This window comes from Mesorhizobium sp. 128a, assembly GCF_053848025.1.
Genome location: NZ_JBSPKY010000020.1, coordinates 54,131 through 73,903, shown reverse-complemented (window position 1 = coordinate 73,903; position 19,773 = coordinate 54,131). Strand labels below are relative to the sequence as shown.

The following is a 19,773-nucleotide window of genomic DNA, read 5'->3' as shown; positions in this document are numbered from 1 at the left end:
TCAAGCAGTCGACTTAGTTCGGTCGACGAAGCCGCTAACACCAGAACGAATGCGACGAACCAAACGCCTGAACGTCCAAGATTTCGCGCGAGCGGGCTGGTCTGCGCCGTCATCTACTTTACCCTCGATTTTCTGGGTAGCGGTGCCATAGTTATAATATTGGTAGTTCATATACTTGTACGCGTAGTTGTAATCGAACTTATTTACCGCGAACTTTGTCATGGCGGCCCCGACCACGTTCGCGCCAGCTGCACGGAGGCGCTTCAATGCAGTCTTTGCCGACTTGCGAGTCACCTGGTTGGTGGAAACAACCATCAATGTGCCCTCGGCCAAACGGCTGAGGATCGGTGCATCTGAAAGGCCTACGATCGGAGGAGCGTCGATGATCACCACGTCGTGTCGCTTGCCCAGGCTGGTCACGATCAAGGCCATCTTAGGTGAAGACAGAAGATCGGCGGGGTTGGGGGGGATCGTCCCTGAGGTCAGAACCGTCACATTAGGGTATTTCGTCGGCCTAAAGATGGTCGCAAGGTCTTCTCTGCGAACGGTGTTTGTCAGGAGGTTGCTCAATCCGATCGTGTTATCGAGACCGAACAGTCGGTGAAGGTTGGGCTTTCGAAGATCCGCATCGACAAGCAGCACTCTTGCCCCGAGTGCAGCGAAATCTTGCCCAAGTTTGAAGGCGGTGGTGGACTTGCCCTCCGCCGGCTCAGAACTCGTGACCAACAGCGACCGCGGAGCCCCTTCCGCGCCGGAAAACTGCAAGGATGTTCGGAGCGACCGATAGGCTTCGGACAAACCTGATTTCTGGTCTGCAATGCTGGCAATGAGCTCGCGATCGTCGACATGGGGTAAGATGCCGAGCATAGCGAGTCCAAGTTCCTTTTCGACCTGCTCGGGATTGGTAAAGGTATTGTTCACCAACTCGATAACATAAATAATCGAGCCGCTGATGGCCATGAAAAGTGCGAGTGCAATTGCGAGATTGATGCTCAGGCGTGGCGAATAAGGCGCCGTCGGCTGCGTCGCGAAATCCACGATTGCGGCATTCTGCGTCTTGAGTTCTGAACTAACTCCGACTTCGTTTAATTTGGCAATAAGACTGTCATACTGAGACCGATTTGAGTCGACTTCACGCTTTAAGATTGTGTATTTAATATTCTTGTCGTTGAAGACAACCTGCTGCTTTTCCATGTCAGCAAGCTTGTCTTTGAGATCGGCCTCCTTTTTCAGAGCCTGCTCGTATTTCAGCCGCAGCGAATCAGTGATCGCGAGCACGCCGTTATTGTAAACGCGCTGCAGCTCCTTGATCTGGGACTGCAATTGCTGCATTTCCGGAAAGCCCGGCTTCAGTATGCCGAGCTTCTGTTGATACTGGCTATTTAGATCCGCCAGTTTATCGCTGAGTACCTGTAGCCCCTTACTTTCCAGCACTGGGCCGAGGCTAACACCACGTCCCTTGTCAATCTGATCCACTACCGATCCGGCGTCTGACCGCTCCTGGGCTGCTGTCTGGAGCGCTGCATTCAGGACAACGATGTTCGACCCGATAAGCGACTTGTCGTCACCGGTAATTGTAATGCCAGCATCCCTCGCGTACGCGACGAGCTCTTCCTCGGATTTCTGGAGCTTCTGCTTGACCTGCAAAACCTGCTCCTGGATGAATTGCCGCGCCAGGTCCGACGTTTCGCTGGTCTGATCCAACCGCTGATCGATATAGCTCTGGGCAACTTGGTTGGCCACATCGCTTGCGTATTTTGGCTTCTGGTCCAAAAAGGTGATCGACAATAGACTTGTGTTGGTCACCAAACTAACCGTCAGATCGTCCAAAACGCGCTTGATCGCAATGGCTTCACGTTGCTCGGGCGTTTTCTCTTCGATTGCGGGAGCTTTAGAGATCCCGAACGCCCGGTAGAAAATGTTGCTGATCGAAAAGCCCGGTTTCGGAAACAGGAAGTCCGGCTTCTCGCTAAGCCCCAGTTGGAAGACAACGCGTTGCGCCAATGCCCGGCTCTTCAATTTTTCCCGGGCGGTCTGAAAGGCTCGGATATCGCTGTTTTCGGAGACCACCTCGATGTCCTGGAAGACCTTCGCCGAAGGGACCAAGACCTCCAGCTGGGCGGTTGCCTGATATTTCGGCGTCTGCATCATGGTCACGACGACGCCGGCTACAAGCCCTGCGGCCATCATCATGGCGATCAGCCATCGATACCGGACAACGTAGAAAAGCAACTGGAGCGGATTAAACTTCTGATCCTGTTCAGCAAAATCGCGTCCGTATTGGCTGTGATTTTGGTTGCCGTCATAGTAGAGATCCGAAGACAAGGCTTGGCCGTGTCTAGGAGCTGGTATTTGGTGCTGCCTGCTACGATCAAGCATAGTGCGGGCGATCCTGATCCATACGGAGTTGATTTGCCAGCCTGACTACGGCGCGAGTACGCCAATTCTGACTGCAGTTGACGCAACGCCGAGAGCGTCCTTGAGGTTGTTCAAGGCGATTTTCGATTTCGAAGGGAAGATGATCACCTTATCGCCACCGTAGATGCGCGGATTGCGGCTCTTGCCGGAGCGAATATTCTCGACATTATAGTTGGAGACCAATGTGTTTTGACCAATGCTTCGATAAACAAAGACCTTTCCCGCATCGCCGATGTTATTAAATCCTCCGGCAAGCGCGATGGCATCAATCAATGAAGCGTTGCTCGCTACGGGATAGATTCCGGCCTTGTTGACCTCGCCATCAACGGTGATGCGTTGTCCGGCGGAATCCTTGACGAAAATTGTAACGTCGGGTGACTGAAGGTACCGCTTGCCGTACCCGGTCTCGATTTCCTTCTCCAACTGACGGACGGTTTTCCCTGCTGCAGGCACGGCTCCGATCAGCGGGAGCGAAATTTGCCCGCTGGCGTCGACCTGAACCGTCCTGTGCAGATTGTCGACTTGGAAGACATCGACCTCGAGCACGTCATTCGGCGACAACGGCTGTTCACTGCCGTTCTGAGTATTTTGTGGAGCAGGAAGATCCTTAACAACCTGTAGAGCGCCACCGCCGGAAAGGGCGACCGACGATGATGATGTGAGTTGCAGCGCATCGACCGAAGGCGCAGTTGTGCTGGTGCAAGCCGACATCGCAAGGGAACCGAGCACCAGCACCGCGGTGGTCATGGCGCACTTCTCAAAATCACGCATTAGGAGGACACGCCCTTTAGCAGACGACCAAGCCTCCCGAAGTGGCCGACGTTGTCGGGAGGTGATTTGTTTGCAAATGTTTTTCCAACTGGCTCAAGTGGTCGGTCCGCCAATATGTCGGTCGGGCGCGTCACCACCATATTGTAAGCCTCGTCTTCCCCGCACCGTTTTGCGGCGGCCTCAACCGCCCGCGAAAGGCCAGGTCGACGGCGATCGGCGCTATGAGTATCGGACGCGATAATATCCACCCTGCCTTCGTCTATCAGCTTTTCCGAGTAGTAGAGAGCCGTACGCCCGAAGGCGCCAATAATCGAATCCGCAGTAATCTGCATAAGGCACCCGAGCCTATTCAATCTTTCGATCACGTCATAATTCGCCTTGATCCAAGTTAGACGCTCCGGATGTGTGAGAATGGGAACGAATCCAGCCTCTATGAGGCGCAAAGCGAGCTCTTCTAACCGCGGCGGCAACACATGGTGGGGCGGCTCGAACAGAAAATAGCGCGACCGGTTCAAAGTCGGGATCCTACCGTTCGTCAGCTGACTAGGAAGGTCGGGGGCTATATGGACGTCGGCGCCAACATAGAGGGCAAGCGGTATCGCAGCGCGCAACAACGCTTGCTCCAACGAATGGATCGCTGCAGCGATATTTTCTGTCCGGTTTTCATACATGCCAGGCACCACATGGGGAGTGCACGCCATGTGGGTTATTCCGTCGGCTACCGCCAGCCTCGCCATTTCCAGCGAAGTAACAAGGTTGGGCGAGCCGTCGTCGAGACCAGGCAAGATATGAGAATGCAGGTCAATCATAAGCTTTCTTGGTCACGTGACAGCAACACAGCGATTTCGCCGCAAAAAACACAAACTTGCCACGCGCTTCATAGCGGCTGATGGACTTGACAACCGCAGAGCGCCGACCGTTCAGATCCAGCTACCTGCAGAAAGAACTATTATCTTCCTGAAGTGATTGAGGGATGACGATGAGCGCTGCCGACGACGCGAAAGCCGAGACGGTACCGTACCAATAGCGAACGCTCATCTACCCCCCTTTGATCCCCTACCCGCCTGAAGCCCGGACAAACAAGGCTAGCGGCTCACGCCATTATCATCGTTCTGCGTTGCAGTAAGCACACCGGCAGTGATGAGCGCGCCTGCAAAAAATGTTTCAGGCAGGCCAAATGCAAACTTGCCGGACGGGCCAATGGCTCCCGTGTGCTCCGGGCTTATGGCGGCCGCGGTGTGTTCGGGTTTCACGATCCTGAGACAGATATTGTTCTCTACACGTGAAATGTCGAGACTTGAGTTCGCTGGCACGCTTAGCTTGCAACCACCGACCCGAACGGACGCCAAGCCGTTGGCGCCGACCTGCAAACGGCTGCCGAAATCCAAGGCGCCCCCCTCTTTGGCGGGCCCATAACCGGCCGTCTGCGAAACCAACACATTGCCACTTACACTTTGAATCGATCCGATTGGATTTGCCGGCCCCTGATATGCCGTTGCACAAGTGCACGATGCATCTTGAGCGAAAGCCGAAACTAAGCCAAATCCGAATGAAGCGGCCATCCCGGCCAGCGCTGCTTTCAAAACAATGTTCATGTGCCTCGATCCTTTGTTTGCGCCTTGCAGACGCGCCCAAGTCATTATCCGCACCTAGCGCCTAACAGCTTTTCGCTCGGATTCCAAGCTATTTCGCATGTGCGAGATGAACCTATGATGTACGGCGTTACTATTATACCACAATATATTAGCGCTTAAGAATATTTCCATTATAGGCAAGCTCCAAGATTTACCTCGCGCTGTTTACGCCATGTGAGGCTATTGATCTATTGTTGCTTCGTTCACTTATAAGTTACCGTGAAGCGGAACTATCTTGTCACACCAACACATAATTGCCAGAAAGGATTATATCTTCATGCGAAGTTACGTGCCAGGATGAGCAAGTTGTTTTCTGCTTCGAAATGTCGCTTCCACCGAAGCGATGGCTCTACCTCGATACCCATGGAAGTATCGAGCCGTCACGCGGCACTTTAGAGGTCAAGATCAACTCGATGAGCACGCTCAAGTGACACCACGCTGCGACAAGGGAGCGAAGTATGGACCGCCGTCAATTTCTCAGCGCAACGCCAAGCCTTGGTCTCATCCCGGCGATTCGAGCCGGCCAACCCGTTGTTGGACCAAGCAATCCAAACGCAAGGGCTGCAATCTCACACAGCTTCGCGACCGTCGCAGCCTGTTTGGCCGATACCATGCTTTGCTATTCAGAAGGCATTGGCAGGGTGCAGATTCGCGCTGGTGAAATCGCCGAGGCTCAAGGCTTCCGCTACCAGGTAGCAGCGTCTGCTGCCAGCGACCAGCACATCACAACCGCGGGCGGAGTGAAGCTATACGTTGTTCCAGGAGATGCAGGGTTCAATGTCTTAGCCTTCGGGGCCGCAGGCGACTACAGCAACCTCACGGGGGTCGGCACGGACGACACGGGCCCAATACGGGCAGCCTTCAAAGCCGCCATGACCGTCGGACTGCCCGTTCATCTCCCAGGTCGCCAATACCGGATTACGGACACCCTATGCATGCCGAATGCTGACTACAAGTTCTCGTTCAAGGTGATCGGCGACAGCGGCAACTCGACCCGCATCTGGTTTGATAACGCGGTGCCCAAAAAGAATATGTTCTACAGTGACCTCAACATCAGCTACCTCAATTTCGAGGACATTGAGCTCCTCGACAGGACCCCGGGCACATCAAGGGCGATCCAATTTGTTGGTACTTTGTCAGGTGGGCCGGCGTGGAAGCACCTGTTCAAAGGCGTTCGGATCGTCGGTTTCCAAGAGGGGGCGCGCTTTGACGGGGGGGCCACTATCTTTACAGACGCCTATCAGTCAGAGGTGATGTTCCTGCACAGCAAGTTCAAGAATTGTAGAAAGAGCCTCATCTACAACAACATCCAGGCGGTCAATCACCAGCTGATTGGCCTCGACATTGAGAACGACGACGTGGCCGACGCGAGCGAGAAATGGCCAATGATCGTTTTCGAGCGCGGTAGCTTCATCAACCATCTGGGCGGCTCGGTCATCGGGTACGGCCCCTATGTGTCCTTTACTTACCCCCGCGTCGGTGGCGCGTTTCAGGTAACCGCACAGTTTGCAAGTCGGGGTGTTCGTATGGAGGCCCGTGGGGATGGCCCCTTTATCGACCATCACACGGCAAGTGATATCTCGGTAAGCAACGCCTTCCGGCTGCGTTTCGAAGACATGGCCGTCAGAGCAAGCAGGTCCGCGAGCCCTATCCTGGCTAGGTTTGGGGGCCGCGTGTACGCTCGGTTTGACAATGTGCACTCCAATGTTCCCATGGACGTGCAAGCCTACATGACCGCTGACCTCGGAAGGCACTCTGAAAATGGAAAGATTGACCTTAACGGTTGCCGACGCCTGAACTACAAGCGCGTGTCGGACCATGCGGCCTATGGCAGCGCCGCTGTGCGCGCATCCGATCGACGAGCTATTCCGGCAGAGATCAGCATGGAGGAGGAGGGCCCTGCAGGGACCGTGGTGGATGGCTACTACCAGCTCACTGCCGACCGGAAGACAATCTACTCCGGCAACTGGCAAGTCGCCGAGTTGAAGACCTTAACGTGGGCGCCGAGCGACGTGAGTGGATTTGGTGGCGGAAGCAATCCCGCCACCATGCAGGTCTTCCTCCCGCAGTACGCCAGGCCCTGTAAGTTCCGGCTGCTCTGCGATGACATCAACGCCGCGGCGGCCATTGTGTTGGATCTCTATTTTGTGGTGGCCGGCAAAGAAGTCTTAGTGGCCACGCTTGCCCCACGAGATGGGGGACACTTCGAAGCGAACATCAGAGGCCCCTCAAAAACCCTGGTGATCTGGATCGCCGACGGCCTCGACTGGGACGGCAAAATGAAGGTCGTAAAATCCGGATCGAGCGACAGCTTTGTCGGCCTGATCATGATCGACTATATGTAATTTCCGTAACGGAGGGACGGCCGCGGCTGCCATTTGTCCAAATTTTTCCTAGCCCTGAAAGGGCCAGGATTGGAAGAATTACGAACCATGCGCGGGCCCCAAACGCGGCCATCCCGCCCCAGAAATAGGTGAGAAGGGTTGCGTCAAATGCGATCAGAGCCGCTATGCTGTCTTTTCCTGAGAGCCAAACGAGTGCTCTCCTTGTCAGGATCACTGATGCAAGTACGATCATCAACCCAATCGGGTATGCCTTCCCTAAAGTGAACAGCTGATCACCAACAAAACCCAACGAGACATTGTAGTCGTCGCCAACACCGACGCGCCCCCAAAGGTAGTCGACGGAATAATACCCAGCCCCCACTGGTTTTCCAACCCACTGGTCCCTCGGGAACCAATTGAGGTAGAACAACTCCAATTGCTTCAGGTATGGACCCAACCCGACATCACCATAGCCCAGGCCGGATCGAAGGTACTCTGTGAACCGCATATGGTCGGTGACGCCGACAGCAGCGGAGCTGGTTATGCTGTTGGCGTCTTCACCTCTCACGAGCATTGCCCATATCAGCAGAGCAGGCATGGCCAACACGAGATAGGAAAACCTGATACCGATCCGATGGTACGAGCACAGCATCGCAAACGGCATAATGAGGTACGCGGCCACAGCGAGTCTGCCGTATCCTCCCCAATAGAGGAAAAGATTTCCGCCGATGGCGGCCTCAAACAGTAGAAATACGATTACTGACCCACGTCTTTGCTGGCCGCTCTTGATCAAACACTCCTGAAAATGGAGTGCAATGCCAATGGGTATCATCAAGCTCATTTCAGGCCGCGGTGCTGCAATTCCGATAAATACGATCGACGATAGGCCAACAGCGAGCCCGCACCACTGAAGCCACTTTCCCGAGTGTATAACCGGAATGAAATCCGGGGTGTTGTCAAACACCCTGAGGATGTCCGAGAAGATGATAAAGATTGAGATGATCACGGACGCGTCCACGCCGTCAAAAATAAGTAAGTTCGGAGCGAAAGGCACATAGAGCAGTAGGAAGGCGATTCCGATCACCATATCGAGCGGAGAGCGAAATTTAATCAGGCACAATTTTGCTGTATGGCAGGCGATTAATACGAACAAGTAGCTAGATGTATAAAGTTCGGTGATCGACTGTCCTATGATGCAGAGCACAATGGTGAGATACGTGACGATAACTAAGGCAGAGCTCAAAATGGCCCCGCCCTTTTTTTCACTAATACCAGCAAGGTTATGCAATGCTGATGACCCCCCGCTCCTGGTCGGTAACCACATCGACCCTCTTTACCGCGCGCCGGCACACAATGCCGCCCGAGCCCCGTTCTCGCTTATCGTGTCGAACCTTGTGCGAGCTCAGGTAGCCCGCACTGAATGGCGGGCTGCCTATCATCGGTATCAACAAGCTCGATAAGTCGCCCCAACCTGATCAGGCTGCCCACAAAGCAAGCCCCTTTGAGCGAGAATAGCGGCCAGGTCCCCACCGTCTGGCATGAAACACTGCACGACGATTGCATCCCCCATCCTGGCTCCGGTCTTCCCATCGCAGGGGGTGCCTGCGCCGACCGGTTTGCAATTCAAGACCATTCCCTGGAAATCTCGCCGGGCGGCTTCCGTTACCATGTCACGTAAAGCCAGTCGTTTCGTCAAAGACGCCCCGCACAGGACAATTTTGCGGCCCCCAACCCGCAGGTCGTCTATCGAAGGAATGTTCAGCCGTCCGCTGAATGGCGAAAGCGCGGCGCGTGGCGGTGGGCGTGGCTGGCCTCTCTGCGAGAGTATGACAGCCATGAAGGCGACGGCAAACACAAGCCCGATAACGGGAATAGCGACCAGTTTATTCATAGTGCTGAGCGGAGTCCTCGATTCAGATTCCTGACGGGCCACTGCTGCCAACTGCGGCGGATGGCGTTCAGGCCAAGACCCACCCCTATGGCGACACCTCATCGAGGTGATCACGCCGGCGGGGTGGCGTGCGCTGTCGATCCCTGAAAGCAGGAAAGCAGCGACGAAGTGGCTAGGCGCCGTACCGGCGTTCCAGCGCGGTGGCAATTCGCTCGCAAAGCAGCTCTGAGGTCACGACTGTCAGGTGGAGGCGGAGGCGAACTCCGGATTGATCAACCAGGGTAGTGACAATACCGCGATCAGAGTACTCGGCGAGGTCGAGAACATCGGCGATGACGAAGTCCGGCATTTCGCGAAGCCTTTTAGGGCGCTCATCGGCCGAATTCTCCCCCCAAATTGGACACTTTCCGGGCAGGCCCAGTCTAATCCGTTGGAGTTCGGCGTAACTCTCGGCAGCGTCCTGAGCGCTGAACAAACGCCGAGTTACTTTGCCGTTTTCAACGACTTGGACAAGCCATCGGCCGTCGACGTTTTTCAACCGTACGTCGTTTGGTTCTCCGACAACCATATCCGCGATCCGTTTCATCAATCAAAGAACTAACAGTGGAAGTGCCAAGCTACTGTTTCGCGCCGTAGGCCGATTCGACTTCGATCAGATTGATCCACACGCCGATCGGGATGTCGTCGACGAACACGGGGCTCTGGCCAGACACTGGCGAGACCCACGGCGACCGTGACCCGAGATCCCAGTCGCCGCGGCGGCTCCGGCCGCGTGGTGATCTTTCGAGGTCAGCTATCGCGGGAAACAGGCAGCACTCTGATCGGCATTAGAAGTCCAGCGCCCTTCCCTAAGACGAAGACCGCAGCGTTATGATCATCGCCTGGAAAGGGCTTCAGCGATCTGGGACACCGCCTGCTCGACAGAAAACTGTCGATCGAACAATCGCCTGCAACGTCCTGGCAGATCGGCATCCGTCTCTATTTGTGCCAGCAACCTCTTCGCCTTCGCCGCCAGTTCATCCAACTGATCGCTCTGGCACTCTTCGCCGACCCGCTCGTTTCGGATCAACTGGGCCAAGTCGTTGCCGGGGTTCAAACGCGCGAGCACGGGGAGGCCATTTTGCATATAAGTCAGGAACTTTCCTGGTATGTTGTGCGATCTGTGGCGGAGGTCCAACGATACGATCCCAATTCGGCACTGTGCGTAAAGGTCTGGGATTTCGTCGGGGTGGATCTCATCGAAAAAGACCACGTTGGTGAGGCCGCAAGCCTGCGCTTTTTCTCTCAGTCTTTGGGCCTCGCTGCCTCGGCCAACCAGCACAAAGCCTACGTCGGCCCGGGATGCCATTCTCTGCGCCAAGTCCAATACAATGCCGACGCTTTGAGCGACGCCCATGTTGCCCGCGTACACGAACAGCTTTCGTCCGGCCAACGGCGTCTCGCTGATGCGGATCGAACAGCGCACGTTTGAAGGTTTGCCCAGCCAGTTCTGCAACACCTCAACCACACGCCCCGACTTCCGGCGCCACCGATCGAAGTAAACCAGGTTGCCCGGCGTCTGCACGCCGATCACATCAGCAACCGAGTACTGGTAGCGTGCGATGGAATCGAAGAAACGGTAGGGCAGACCGCGGCCCATCAGGCCCATATCAACCGCCCATTCGGGAAAAATATCGCGAATGATCAGATACCCCTTGCAGCCGCTTTCGCGCTTTAGCGCGCTCGCCATAGGCCCATGGAAGATAGAGGGAGCGTACCAAACAATCCCGTCCCATCGGCGCCCTGCCAGCGGGCTTTTGCGCAGATTGCGCAACATGGCAAAAGGCATGACGAACTCATTCCAAGTGCGCCTCACATAGCCAATTTCCTTGGTAGGCGGCGCGCGCAAGCGGAGAACAGTTATCCCGTCAAGCTCTTCAAGCGCCCAAGGACGGCCCAACTCGGCGGTTGGCAGCATGACCGTCAACCGATGCCCTTGTCGCGCGAATTCCCGCGAAAGGTCCCTCAATTGTACCGCTCCCGACGTCCGCAGCGGCGGAAAAGTATCTGCTATCAACGCGATCCGCATCTGGCGCCGCTCAGTACTTCTTCCATACAACACGGTTCACGTAGTCGGTATAGCTGTGGATTATGCGAACCACCTTTTCGCTGACATTGGGTGCGTTATAGTCGGCAACCAAACGAAGCCCGCGCTCTGCCCCTCGGGGCTGGCTTTCCAGGATCGCAAGGCCCTGGCAGACCCGGTCCACGTCCAAGCCCACCATCATTACCGCCCCCTCCTCCATTCCTTCGGGACGCTCATGGGTTTCGCGCAAGGTGAGCGCCGGAAAGTTCAAGATAGAGGACTCCTCCGTGATCGTACCGCTGTCGGACAGAACCGCTTTCGCATTCATCTGCAGGTGCACATAGTCCAAGAAGCCGAAAGGCTTCATGAACTGGATCCTGGGGTTCATTTCGATGTTAAGGGAGTCCAGCCGCGACCGGGTGCGGGGGTGCGTCGAAACAATTACCGGAAAGTCGTGATCCTGCGCAATGCGATTGGCGATCCCAGCAATCCGGGTCATTTTATCCGGATCGTCGACGTTTTCTTCGCGATGAGCACTCATAACGAAGTACTTCCCTCGCTCAAGAGAGAGTTGACTCAAAATACTCGATTTGTTGATCTCATCCATGTAGTAGGCGAGCACCTCACGCATCGGGCTGCCCGTTACGATGATCTGTTCGGGCGCAATCCCTTCTCGCAGCAGATAGCTTCGCGCAATCTGGCTGTAAGGCAGATGAATGTCGGCCACATGATCAACTATACGGCGGTTGATCTCCTCCGGAACCCGCGAATCGAAACAACGATTGCCGGCCTCCATGTGGAAAATAGGTATCTTCAACCGTTTGGCGGCTATTGCTGCGAGGCAGCTGTTGGTGTCCCCAAGTAGCAAAACCGACTCAGGGCGTCGTTCGCGAAGCACCTGATCCGTTGCCGCGATCACACGTCCAATCGTTTTGGCGGCCGTGCTTTCTGACGCTTCAAGAAACAGATCCGGCGGGCGAATCTTAAGCTGCTCGAAAAAGATTTGGTTCAATTCATAGTCATAGTTCTGGCCCGTATGCACGAGGCATTGGTCACACGATTGATCCAATCGGTCGATTACCCGCGACAATCGGATAATCTCCGGGCGCGTCCCGACGATCGTCATAACCTTCAGCCTGTTCACCATCTACTCCACATTCTTGCCCCGCAAGGCGGAACCGCGCGCTGACCAGGCCGCAAGCCACTCAGTTAGCAATTCCAAACGAAAGCGCGCGCATCTGCTAACTACGAGCTATGCACTCCCTTCGGAGCACTAAGCTTGTTATATTCCAGATAGCTATCGTACATTTTCAAGATAAGTATCGACCATGCATCCGGTATAAATCCCGTTGCTTTCTTGAATAAGTCCGAATTCAAGGATCGATCTACAGTCACCGTTGTGTCGGGGATGATATCAATCTTTTTCCCGTAGATCCTTGAGATCAAGGAGAGAAGATCGAATTTGGAAATGGGATCAGCTGAGACGTGAAACACACCCCTCAACTCGGCATTTGGCACGACAAGCTCTATAATCACCCGGGCCAGCTCAACCGCTGGCAAACCTGAAAAGACGGCATTCTTATAGCCCTTCACCTGGTCATTCTGGCTCAAAAACCAGTCAACCAGACTTTTCGAACTCTCCAATTCGTGGCCGATGATTGAGGTCCGAAGCGTCACTGCATTCGGGTAATCCACCTCACCTAGAAACTTGGTCCTTCCGTACAGATCGTTTGCATCGGCAAAATCGGATTCCCGGTAATTGCCCTTCGCGCCCGAAAAAACACAATCCGTGCTCACATGCACTAAGCGGGCTCCGGTCATGCGGCAAAGTTGCGCCAGGCGGTGAGGGAGAGAAGCGTTGATCGAAAGTGCCGTGACATGGTTCCGGGAGGCGTCAAGCTGCTTAATGACGCCCACACAGTTTACTACGACATCCGGTTTGGTGTCGGCAAACAGGGCCACCAGATCTCCGTCGTTCCGGACGTCGAGATTGGAGATTACGACTCCTTGCTCATCGGGCAGAAAATAGTGTGCTTTGGCCGATGATCGGAGGGTGCCAATCGTTACAAATCGATTGTCGGCGGCGAAAACGCGGAAGACCGCGTTTCCCAACATGCCGCCTGCGCCCAGGACGAGGATTTTGTTCGTCTTCACGTTGCGTATCGTCTTTCTGGTGAGCGCTGCGCCATAGCGCTAAATGGGACCGCGGAGCCTTGGACGTTCGCCTTCTGGCTCACTCTTCTGGCTCAACATGCTCTCCGCGGACAATAGCTTGCACAAAGCGAAGCTTCATCAACAGCGACTGCATCTCTTTGATGCCCAACCTTGTGGTGTTGTGTGAATTGTAGTCGGTCGATTCCGAAATCTCGATCTCGCCCTGCTCGAAAAATTTCCCATAGTTCAGATCGCGGAGATCTGGCGGAACACGATAGTAGTTGCCCAGGTCCTGGGCCGCCACTTTTTCCTCTCGGCTGAGCAGGACTTCGAACAGTTTCTCACCGTGTCTCGTACCGATTATTCTAATTGGATGGTCAGGAGCGCCCAGGAGCTCCGTAAGCGCTCTAGCCAGGGTCTCAATCGTGGCCGCCGGCGCCTTTTGCACGAAGATCTCACCGGGATTGCCATGCTGGAAAGCGTAGAGCACCAGGTCGACCGCGTCGTCCAGTGTCATCATGAAACGCGTCATGGCAGCATCGGTGATGGTAATAGGCTGGCCCGCGCGAATTTGGTTGGTGAACAACGGGATCACCGAGCCGCGCGAGGCCATCACATTGCCGTATCGAGTAGCGCATATGGCGGTATTGTTGCTCAATCGCGACTTGGCGACGATGACCTTCTCCATCATCGCCTTGCTGATGCCCATGGCGTTGATCGGATATACGGCCTTGTCTGTGCTCAGGCAGATCACACGCTCCACACCGGAGTTTATGGCCGCTTCCAAGGTGTTCTCAGTTCCCAGGACATTGGTTTTGACGGCTTCAAGCGGGTAGAATTCGCAGGAGGGCACCTGCTTGAGTGCGGCAGCGTGATAAATGAAATTGGAGCCCCGCACGGCGTTAAGGACCGACTGATAGTCGCGAACATCACCAATATAGAACTTAAGTTTTTGATTGTTGTATTTTTTCCGCATGTCGTCCTGCTTCTTCTCATCCCGGCTAAAGATGCGGATTTCAGCCAGGTCAGAATCGAGAAACCGCCGCAAAACAGCATTTCCGAATGAGCCTGTACCGCCGGTTATGAGGAGGGTCTTTCCGGTGAACATCGAAAGTCCTTTTCTATTTCAATTGGCTGCAACGGAACGGAACATTTTCAGGGTGTCCGATCGCGCCTCGTCGGTTGCGGCGTAGCGGTTTGCGAATTCAAGCGCGGCTTTTTCGAGTGATCGTTGTTCTTCGGCATCCCTGTCCGCGGCGCGCGCCAGTTGCTGTCGCCAGACGTCAACGGAAACGAGGGGGATTACCGTGATTGCGCCCGTTGAAACGGCACGCCAGGGTGTCCGATCGCTAACCAGCACGGGTGTGCCGGCGCGCAGAGCTTCAAAGATAACATGCCCGAAATTTTCCCCCAGAGTGGGGAATGCGAACAAATCATATGCAGCAAACGTGGCGGAAACCTCATGAGGCTCGAGCGCTCCACGGTATTCGACGGTGATGTGGGTCGGGAGGCGTTTGATGATGGTCTGGCAATTCCGCCAGTATGCAGCGTCCTCTACGGGGCCAAAAATGCTAAGCTTGATCTTGCGATCCACTCGGCAGAGAATCTCGACGAGGCCTGTGAGATTCTTCATAGGTGAGATGCGCGATATGAAGGCAATGCTTAGTTCGCCCGCCCTTTTTCGCTGACGTTTCAGGCGCGTAAAGCTTTCACCTGCCGCGGACACCGGATCAGCCGCGAGATGGATTTTGCCCCTTGCATTGGGAAACTGCCGCTGAATATCTTCAGCTTCCAGTAGGGTTGAGGCGTGCCAGTGCACATCCCGATAAAGCCCAACTAGCTTGGCGCAGCTCAGATAAATTCTTTTTTTAAAACTCTTTATCGAGAGCGCGCCTGCAGAGAACTCGCCACGTGGCGCGATGCAGACACTCGCGCCATTTCTCCAGACCAATCGCTGCTTGAGATAAATCGAAATTGATGATCGATAGCCAAAAAAGCTGTTCAGGTACAAAACGTCGAAGCTGTGAAGCTTCGCGGCTTTGGCCACGTGTCCGGCATTGAATTTGCTCGGGTCAGCATAATATATCAAACTGCTCGGCGAGCGCACCCACCTGTTGACACGGACTCCCGGATACGGCTCATCGGAGCCCAAATCGCGATCTCTTGTGAAAATCGAAAACTCAATGTTGCTGCGCAGAGCTTCACACATATTGGCAAGCGTACGAATTGGTCCGCCCGCCTTGAAGCCCGGCAAATAAAAATCGGCAACACAAAGGACTCTGATCTTGCTCATGTTCGAAAAAGAGCCGTTGTCGGCAAACCGCCGCCTTCAGATGTAAGCTGTAGACTTTGAAAGTTGCGCTTTAAGCTGCGCTCTTCATCGCCGGCAAACCGCGCAATAGCCCGGCCTTTAGCAATTCTCGGTAGATATGCTCAGCAGCCTGAGCGGCCGGCACACGGTCCAGCATAAGATTGAGTGTTCCCGGCAACGTCGACAGCCAATAAGCACAGACGAAATCATGATTGTACTGATCGTCCCAACCTATCGGCGAGGCTAGGCCGCTCGAAATTATGCGACGGAGGTTGGCAGGGTTTACTATCGGGACGACGCCCTTGTGGAATTCATAAAACACACGGCCATATAGAAAAACGCGCCTTTTGAGCAGAAGCGCCTCGTAGCCAACAGTGCTGGTGAGGGTGATGACCCCGACAGACGATTTGATCAGCTCCTTTGTCGGCTCTTGCGGCCCTAACAACCTGACATTTGGCAGAGATCGAATACGCCTGTAGAAGTCGAGCGTGGGATATGCCCATGCACTAATATGATCCTTGACATACAAGCGGGTGCCCTCAGGCAGACTGAAGGCAATGTTACGGATCACCTCATATTCGTCGAGGTAGGCTCCCGCGAGGATCGACGTAGAGGCTTCGGGATGGAAGTGCATCGGGTATAGAAGAAATTGTTCTCCCGCTACGGCCTTTTGATACATGCCGCGAACGGTGCCCGCTTTGAGACGTCGACGGACATTGCGCAGAAAGAGGCTTGTATGTGTGCGCAGGGGATTGCCGATCTGGAATGAATTGGTCCGACTGTCGGACGCGTGGCGTAGCAGCGCCTTGATCCTGGTAAGACGGTCGCGCCTAAAGTACCGTTTGATCAAGGCGATACGTTCCAGGCCATTGATTTTCATGTAATCGGGAACGATCGTCTCGATGTTGGCGATGTAGTCCCTCACCCAGCGGTGAACATCCGGTTCCACCGTCTTGTAGCCACCTCGGATCGCAGCAAAATTTCTCTCAACAGAGTCATCAGCCAAGGGATCCCCAGAAACTGAAAACCGGCCTGGCAGCCGAGATGCCCCTAGACCAATATAAAGGGCTCGCCGTTCCCGGGCCACGAACAGCGCGAAATGTGCAAATGTATTGGAGACATTCTCGTATAGAACGAGTTCCGTCCCTTGCTTTTCGAATATCGTCTCGAAAAACGTAAGCAACGCACTTTTTAGCCGATCAAAAAAGTCGAGGTCTGCGCCTTTGCCCCAGATGCCATAGGTCTGCGCGCGCTCGAAGTCTGACAGTAGGGCAGAGTTCAAATCATAGCCGGAATAGCGAGCTAGAATGTCGAAATCCACCTTATGGTTCGCAAAAAAGGATGAGAAGTCATAAACTGCGGCGAAACCCGCGGAATCCAGGCTGTTCTCCTTGCGAGAAAATGCGCTGTCTACCGCGACCGCCACGGTGGCTCCGTCGTTGCGGAAACGCGCAGCCAACCCGTTGAAAAAATTAAAATAGTTCGGCGCGCTGTTCGAGAGAAGCAGAATGTTCATTTTGCCTGCCAGCTACCAATCAGCTCAGCGCGCACTGCTGTCGGGGAATGAATGTCCTCAACCACCTGACGGCCCAATACAGCTTCGAGATTTTTAGGCGCAAGGCCAAAGCCCGGTCGCACACTGCGTATGCTGTCTCGAGTGATGACATCACCGGCCTTCAGGTCCCGTACAAAATAGAGCGACCGGCGGAACTTCACGTTCCCCTGCTCGCTCGATTTGCGTCCATAATCGACCTTGCCAAGCGCCTTCCAAGCCGTTTTCGCGCCGGCACACAATGCCGCCAGTTCGGCAGGCTCGAGTGAGAAGCTATCGTCCGGACCGCCGCCGCCGCGGTTAAGGGTGAAGTGCTTTTCGATGATCGAAGCCCCCAAAGCCACACTGGCAATGGCGGTGGTATTGTCCAGCGTATGATCAGAAAGGCCTGTGACCAGTCCGTACCGCTCAATCATGTCGGGTATGGTCTGCAGATTGTAGTCATCGGCCGGTGCAGGATAGCCGCTGACGCAGTGGAGAATTGCTAATTCGCTGCAGCCGCCCTCACGCGCTGCCTCTATCGCTTCGTGGATTTCCTCTGCATCCGCCATCCCGGTCGAGATGATCATCGGTTTGCCGGTGCTGGCTGCGTATTTAATTAACGCCCAATCAACAGCTTCGAAGGAGGCGATCTTATAAGCCGGCGCATTCAAGTCTTCGAGGAGATCAATCGCCGTGTTGTCGAAAGGCGAGCTGAAGATCGTAACGCCGAGTTCGCGGCCACGGTCGAAGAGGAGCTTGTGCCAGTCCCACGGCATATGCGCTTCTTCATAGAGATCATAGAGTGTGCGCCCGCCCCACAAACCGCCGTCGATGCGGAACTCCTCCCCCTTGCAATCAAGCGTGATCGTATCGGGCTTATAGGTCTGCAGCTTGACGGCATCTGCCCCGGCCTTCTTGGCCTCCTCCACAAGGTGCAGGGCCGTTTCGATGCTGCCGTTATGATTGGCGGACAATTCGGCAATGACATAAGGGGGCTGACCGGGCCCGATCCGGCGCCCGGCGATCTGGATACAGCTCAACTGGGTTCTCCAACAGGTTTCATTCGATTATTCCAGTCGCTTCTCAGCAACCCAAAGCAGACGAGGGAGCGATAAACGCCGTCGATACGTTGTTGCTCCCGCAATATGCCCTCCTGACTAAAGCCCAAACGTTCGTGCAGCGCGATGGAGGCTGTGTTGAAATCAACGGCCTGCCCGCAAACCTTGTGCAGCTTCAATTCGTCAAAGGCATAATTCAACGCCGCGAAGCCGAGCATTTTCCCGGTTCCTTTCGTTGCCTGAGGGTCAGCATAAAATCCCCAGTTCGATGCCCCGGCGTGAGCGACATTGTCGAACTGAACGAAGCCGATCGGGACTTCTCCATCCAGAACCACAAGCAATCGGCGTGTTTCCTCTCTGCTCGATCGGGCGAACCAATTCCGGTGCTCGTCCAGGCCGATTTCGTGTTGGGTGAACATGAAACGACGCACGTCCCAATGATTTCGCCACGCCAGCACCATTGGCAGATCCTCGGCGATCATTGCCCGAACGCCGAACGGCTCAGACATATTCATTGACCATCCGATTGGCGATCCGGGTAACGCCTTCTCCGTCAGTGACCCTTGCGGCGGCGTTGCTCAAGTCAAAGAGAAACTGACCGACCGTCCCTGACACCAGGAGTTCCTCCAATTGCGTTACAAGTTGCGAGGGATTCCGGAGGGCCGCGACGGCGCCTGAGGCCTGCAGCGCCGCGGCAACGGCATGTTGGTTGTCCGCCAGCGCAAACACAAAGCTGGGCAGGCCCATGCAGCAGCGTTCCCAGGAAGTACTTCCGGCCGCGCCGATAGCAAGGTCGCTTTCGGCCATCAAGCGGGCCATGTCGCTCACGCCAACCAGAACCTGCGTTGGGCGGCGCATTGAACCCGCGCGGATACGCACCTGGTCCTTCCACGGCGCACTCGGCCCCATGACAACTGTGATCCGCAAAGTCGGGGGCAAGGTGCCCTCATCGAGCGCGTCCAACACAAGGCCCGTGAGATTTTCCTTGTCCACGCCGCCCATGGTTATGAGTAAGTGCTCGAGCTTAGGTTGACCCCGACGAGCAAGGCTCTCTGCGCGCAGCTCGGCAAACTCAGGCCGCAGTAGCGCGTATTTCGGCCCGAGCAATGGGATGGCGCTAGCCCCCAAGAGGCCGTCGTAGTGCCCCTTCGTGCGGCCAAGGCTTTGGTCGAGCAACAGATCGCAATCGTGGGGGCGGTCAGCCAAGTCATCGATCACCATCAGGTATTGACAGGCAGAACGAAGCGCTTCCTCCCAGCGGCGGTCCAGCCCGTAATGATCCGCGACCAGACAGTCCACAGCCCCAATGGCTTGGTGCGTCTCTTGGGCATCTGTTGCCCAGTTCGTCCCCAGCCAGTAGGCGTGGGGTGGCCCCCCATGCGTCAGCGTTACGTCCACAGGAGGCCTCGGCAGCGCAACGGTCCTGTGGCCACGCTCTGCTATCAAATCCATAAGATGGCCAGTGTGTAGGCGGCAGATGAATAGGCATTCTGCCCCGCGCTCCCGCAGCGCGTCAGCCAGCGTGAGACAACGCATGACATGGCCGGTGCCAATCTCGATCGAGGCATCAGTTCGAAAAGCGATCTGCACGGGTTTTAATTACCGCAGAGCAT

General features: G+C 55.3%; 16 protein-coding genes. 2 read left to right on the top strand and 14 right to left on the bottom strand.

All coding sequences use genetic code 11. The annotated features are described in order from the left end of the window. The 4 genes from ACWTU9_RS27010 to ACWTU9_RS26995 form a co-directional block, all read right to left on the bottom strand. Nucleotides 1-2,379, bottom strand: coding sequence for a GumC family protein (locus ACWTU9_RS27010; RefSeq protein ID WP_454508451.1), 2,379 nt, complete (start codon nt 2,377-2,379; stop codon nt 1-3). Between the two features lie 45 nt (nt 2,380-2,424). Continuing rightward, complete coding sequence (locus tag ACWTU9_RS27005; RefSeq protein ID WP_454508452.1) at nt 2,425-3,165, bottom strand: polysaccharide biosynthesis/export family protein; 741 nt, start codon at nt 3,163-3,165, stop codon at nt 2,425-2,427. A 23-nt stretch (nt 3,166-3,188) separates the two neighbouring features. Further along, nucleotides 3,189-3,998 carry a tyrosine-protein phosphatase gene (locus tag ACWTU9_RS27000; RefSeq protein ID WP_454508453.1) on the bottom strand — a complete coding sequence of 270 codons (810 nt, stop codon included), beginning with the start codon at nt 3,996-3,998 and terminating at the stop codon, nt 3,189-3,191. 276 nt (nt 3,999-4,274) lie between these two features. After that, nucleotides 4,275-4,784 carry a hypothetical protein gene (locus tag ACWTU9_RS26995; RefSeq protein ID WP_455860987.1) on the bottom strand — a complete coding sequence of 170 codons (510 nt, stop codon included), beginning with the start codon at nt 4,782-4,784 and terminating at the stop codon, nt 4,275-4,277. Between the two features lie 497 nt (nt 4,785-5,281). Between ACWTU9_RS26995 and ACWTU9_RS26990 the strand changes: the two genes are divergently transcribed. Continuing rightward, nucleotides 5,282-7,168 (top strand): hypothetical protein, encoded by a 1,887-nt coding sequence (locus ACWTU9_RS26990; protein ID WP_454508455.1) that lies wholly within the window; start codon nt 5,282-5,284, stop codon nt 7,166-7,168. On the opposite strand, the gene ACWTU9_RS26985 is transcribed toward ACWTU9_RS26990, so the two are convergent. After that, the gene (locus ACWTU9_RS26985; RefSeq protein WP_455860986.1) at nt 7,149-8,471 is read right to left on the bottom strand and encodes a hypothetical protein; all 1,323 of its coding nucleotides are present in this window, start codon (nt 8,469-8,471) and stop codon (nt 7,149-7,151) included. The two genes, ACWTU9_RS26990 and ACWTU9_RS26985, sit on opposite strands and share 20 nt — an antisense overlap. An 835-nt stretch (nt 8,472-9,306) precedes the next feature. On the opposite strand from ACWTU9_RS26985, the gene ACWTU9_RS26980 reads away from it, so the two are divergent. Next, on the top strand, nt 9,307-9,639 hold the full coding sequence (locus ACWTU9_RS26980; protein WP_455860985.1) for a hypothetical protein: 333 nt from the start codon (nt 9,307-9,309) through the stop codon (nt 9,637-9,639). A 273-nt stretch (nt 9,640-9,912) separates the two neighbouring features. On the opposite strand, the gene ACWTU9_RS26975 is transcribed toward ACWTU9_RS26980, so the two are convergent. The 9 genes from ACWTU9_RS26975 to pseG form a co-directional block, all read right to left on the bottom strand. Further along, nucleotides 9,913-10,995 (bottom strand): glycosyltransferase family 4 protein, encoded by a 1,083-nt coding sequence (locus tag ACWTU9_RS26975; protein ID WP_455861011.1) that lies wholly within the window; start codon nt 10,993-10,995, stop codon nt 9,913-9,915. Between the two features lie 121 nt (nt 10,996-11,116). Continuing rightward, nucleotides 11,117-12,250 (bottom strand): non-hydrolyzing UDP-N-acetylglucosamine 2-epimerase, encoded by a 1,134-nt coding sequence (wecB, locus tag ACWTU9_RS26970; protein ID WP_455860984.1) that lies wholly within the window; start codon nt 12,248-12,250, stop codon nt 11,117-11,119. 98 nt (nt 12,251-12,348) lie between these two features. After that, nucleotides 12,349-13,257 carry a dTDP-4-dehydrorhamnose reductase family protein gene (locus ACWTU9_RS26965; protein WP_455860983.1) on the bottom strand — a complete coding sequence of 303 codons (909 nt, stop codon included), beginning with the start codon at nt 13,255-13,257 and terminating at the stop codon, nt 12,349-12,351. A gap of 79 nt (nt 13,258-13,336) precedes the next feature. Continuing rightward, nucleotides 13,337-14,365 carry a polysaccharide biosynthesis protein gene (locus tag ACWTU9_RS26960; RefSeq protein WP_127229668.1) on the bottom strand — a complete coding sequence of 343 codons (1,029 nt, stop codon included), beginning with the start codon at nt 14,363-14,365 and terminating at the stop codon, nt 13,337-13,339. Between the two features lie 18 nt (nt 14,366-14,383). Next, nucleotides 14,384-15,550 (bottom strand): glycosyltransferase, encoded by a 1,167-nt coding sequence (locus tag ACWTU9_RS26955; protein WP_455860982.1) that lies wholly within the window; start codon nt 15,548-15,550, stop codon nt 14,384-14,386. 70 nt (nt 15,551-15,620) lie between these two features. Next, entirely contained in the window at nt 15,621-17,084 is a 1,464-nt protein-coding gene (locus tag ACWTU9_RS26950) for a capsular polysaccharide export protein, LipB/KpsS family (RefSeq protein ID WP_455860981.1), read from the bottom strand. After that, nucleotides 17,081-18,142: a pseudaminic acid synthase gene (pseI, locus tag ACWTU9_RS26945; protein WP_455860980.1), complete on the bottom strand. Its 1,062-nt coding sequence runs from the start codon at nt 18,140-18,142 to the stop codon at nt 17,081-17,083. The genes ACWTU9_RS26950 and pseI overlap by 4 nt, the downstream gene beginning before the upstream one ends. Continuing rightward, nucleotides 18,139-18,675 carry a UDP-4-amino-4,6-dideoxy-N-acetyl-beta-L-altrosamine N-acetyltransferase gene (pseH, locus tag ACWTU9_RS26940; RefSeq protein WP_455860979.1) on the bottom strand — a complete coding sequence of 179 codons (537 nt, stop codon included), beginning with the start codon at nt 18,673-18,675 and terminating at the stop codon, nt 18,139-18,141. Before pseH ends, pseI begins: the two co-directional genes overlap by 4 nt. Continuing rightward, nucleotides 18,662-19,750, bottom strand: a complete 1,089-nt coding sequence (gene pseG, locus ACWTU9_RS26935; RefSeq protein ID WP_455860978.1) for a UDP-2,4-diacetamido-2,4,6-trideoxy-beta-L-altropyranose hydrolase — start codon at nt 19,748-19,750, stop codon at nt 18,662-18,664. Before pseG ends, pseH begins: the two co-directional genes overlap by 14 nt. Nucleotides 19,751-19,773: the final 23 nt, after the last annotated feature.

Excerpts from the sequence above, each read along its gene's own strand:
- ACWTU9_RS27010 (WP_454508451.1), bottom strand. The coding sequence starts at position 2,379 with ATGCTTGATCGTAGCAGGCAGCACCAAATACCAGCTCCTAGACACGGC.
- ACWTU9_RS27005 (WP_454508452.1), bottom strand. The coding sequence starts at position 3,165 with ATGACCACCGCGGTGCTGGTGCTCGGTTCCCTTGCGATGTCGGCTTGC.
- ACWTU9_RS27000 (WP_454508453.1), bottom strand. The coding sequence starts at position 3,998 with ATGATTGACCTGCATTCTCATATCTTGCCTGGTCTCGACGACGGCTCG.
- ACWTU9_RS26995 (WP_455860987.1), bottom strand. The coding sequence starts at position 4,784 with ATGAACATTGTTTTGAAAGCAGCGCTGGCCGGGATGGCCGCTTCATTC.
- ACWTU9_RS26990 (WP_454508455.1), top strand. The coding sequence starts at position 5,282 with ATGGACCGCCGTCAATTTCTCAGCGCAACGCCAAGCCTTGGTCTCATC.
- ACWTU9_RS26985 (WP_455860986.1), bottom strand. The coding sequence starts at position 8,471 with ATGTGGTTACCGACCAGGAGCGGGGGGTCATCAGCATTGCATAACCTT.
- ACWTU9_RS26975 (WP_455861011.1), bottom strand. The coding sequence starts at position 10,995 with ATGCTGCCAACCGCCGAGTTGGGCCGTCCTTGGGCGCTTGAAGAGCTT.
- wecB (WP_455860984.1), bottom strand. The coding sequence starts at position 12,250 with ATGGTGAACAGGCTGAAGGTTATGACGATCGTCGGGACGCGCCCGGAG.
- ACWTU9_RS26960 (WP_127229668.1), bottom strand. The coding sequence starts at position 14,365 with ATGTTCACCGGAAAGACCCTCCTCATAACCGGCGGTACAGGCTCATTC.
- ACWTU9_RS26955 (WP_455860982.1), bottom strand. The coding sequence starts at position 15,550 with ATGAGCAAGATCAGAGTCCTTTGTGTTGCCGATTTTTATTTGCCGGGC.
- ACWTU9_RS26950 (WP_455860981.1), bottom strand. The coding sequence starts at position 17,084 with ATGAACATTCTGCTTCTCTCGAACAGCGCGCCGAACTATTTTAATTTT.
- pseH (WP_455860979.1), bottom strand. The coding sequence starts at position 18,675 with ATGAATATGTCTGAGCCGTTCGGCGTTCGGGCAATGATCGCCGAGGAT.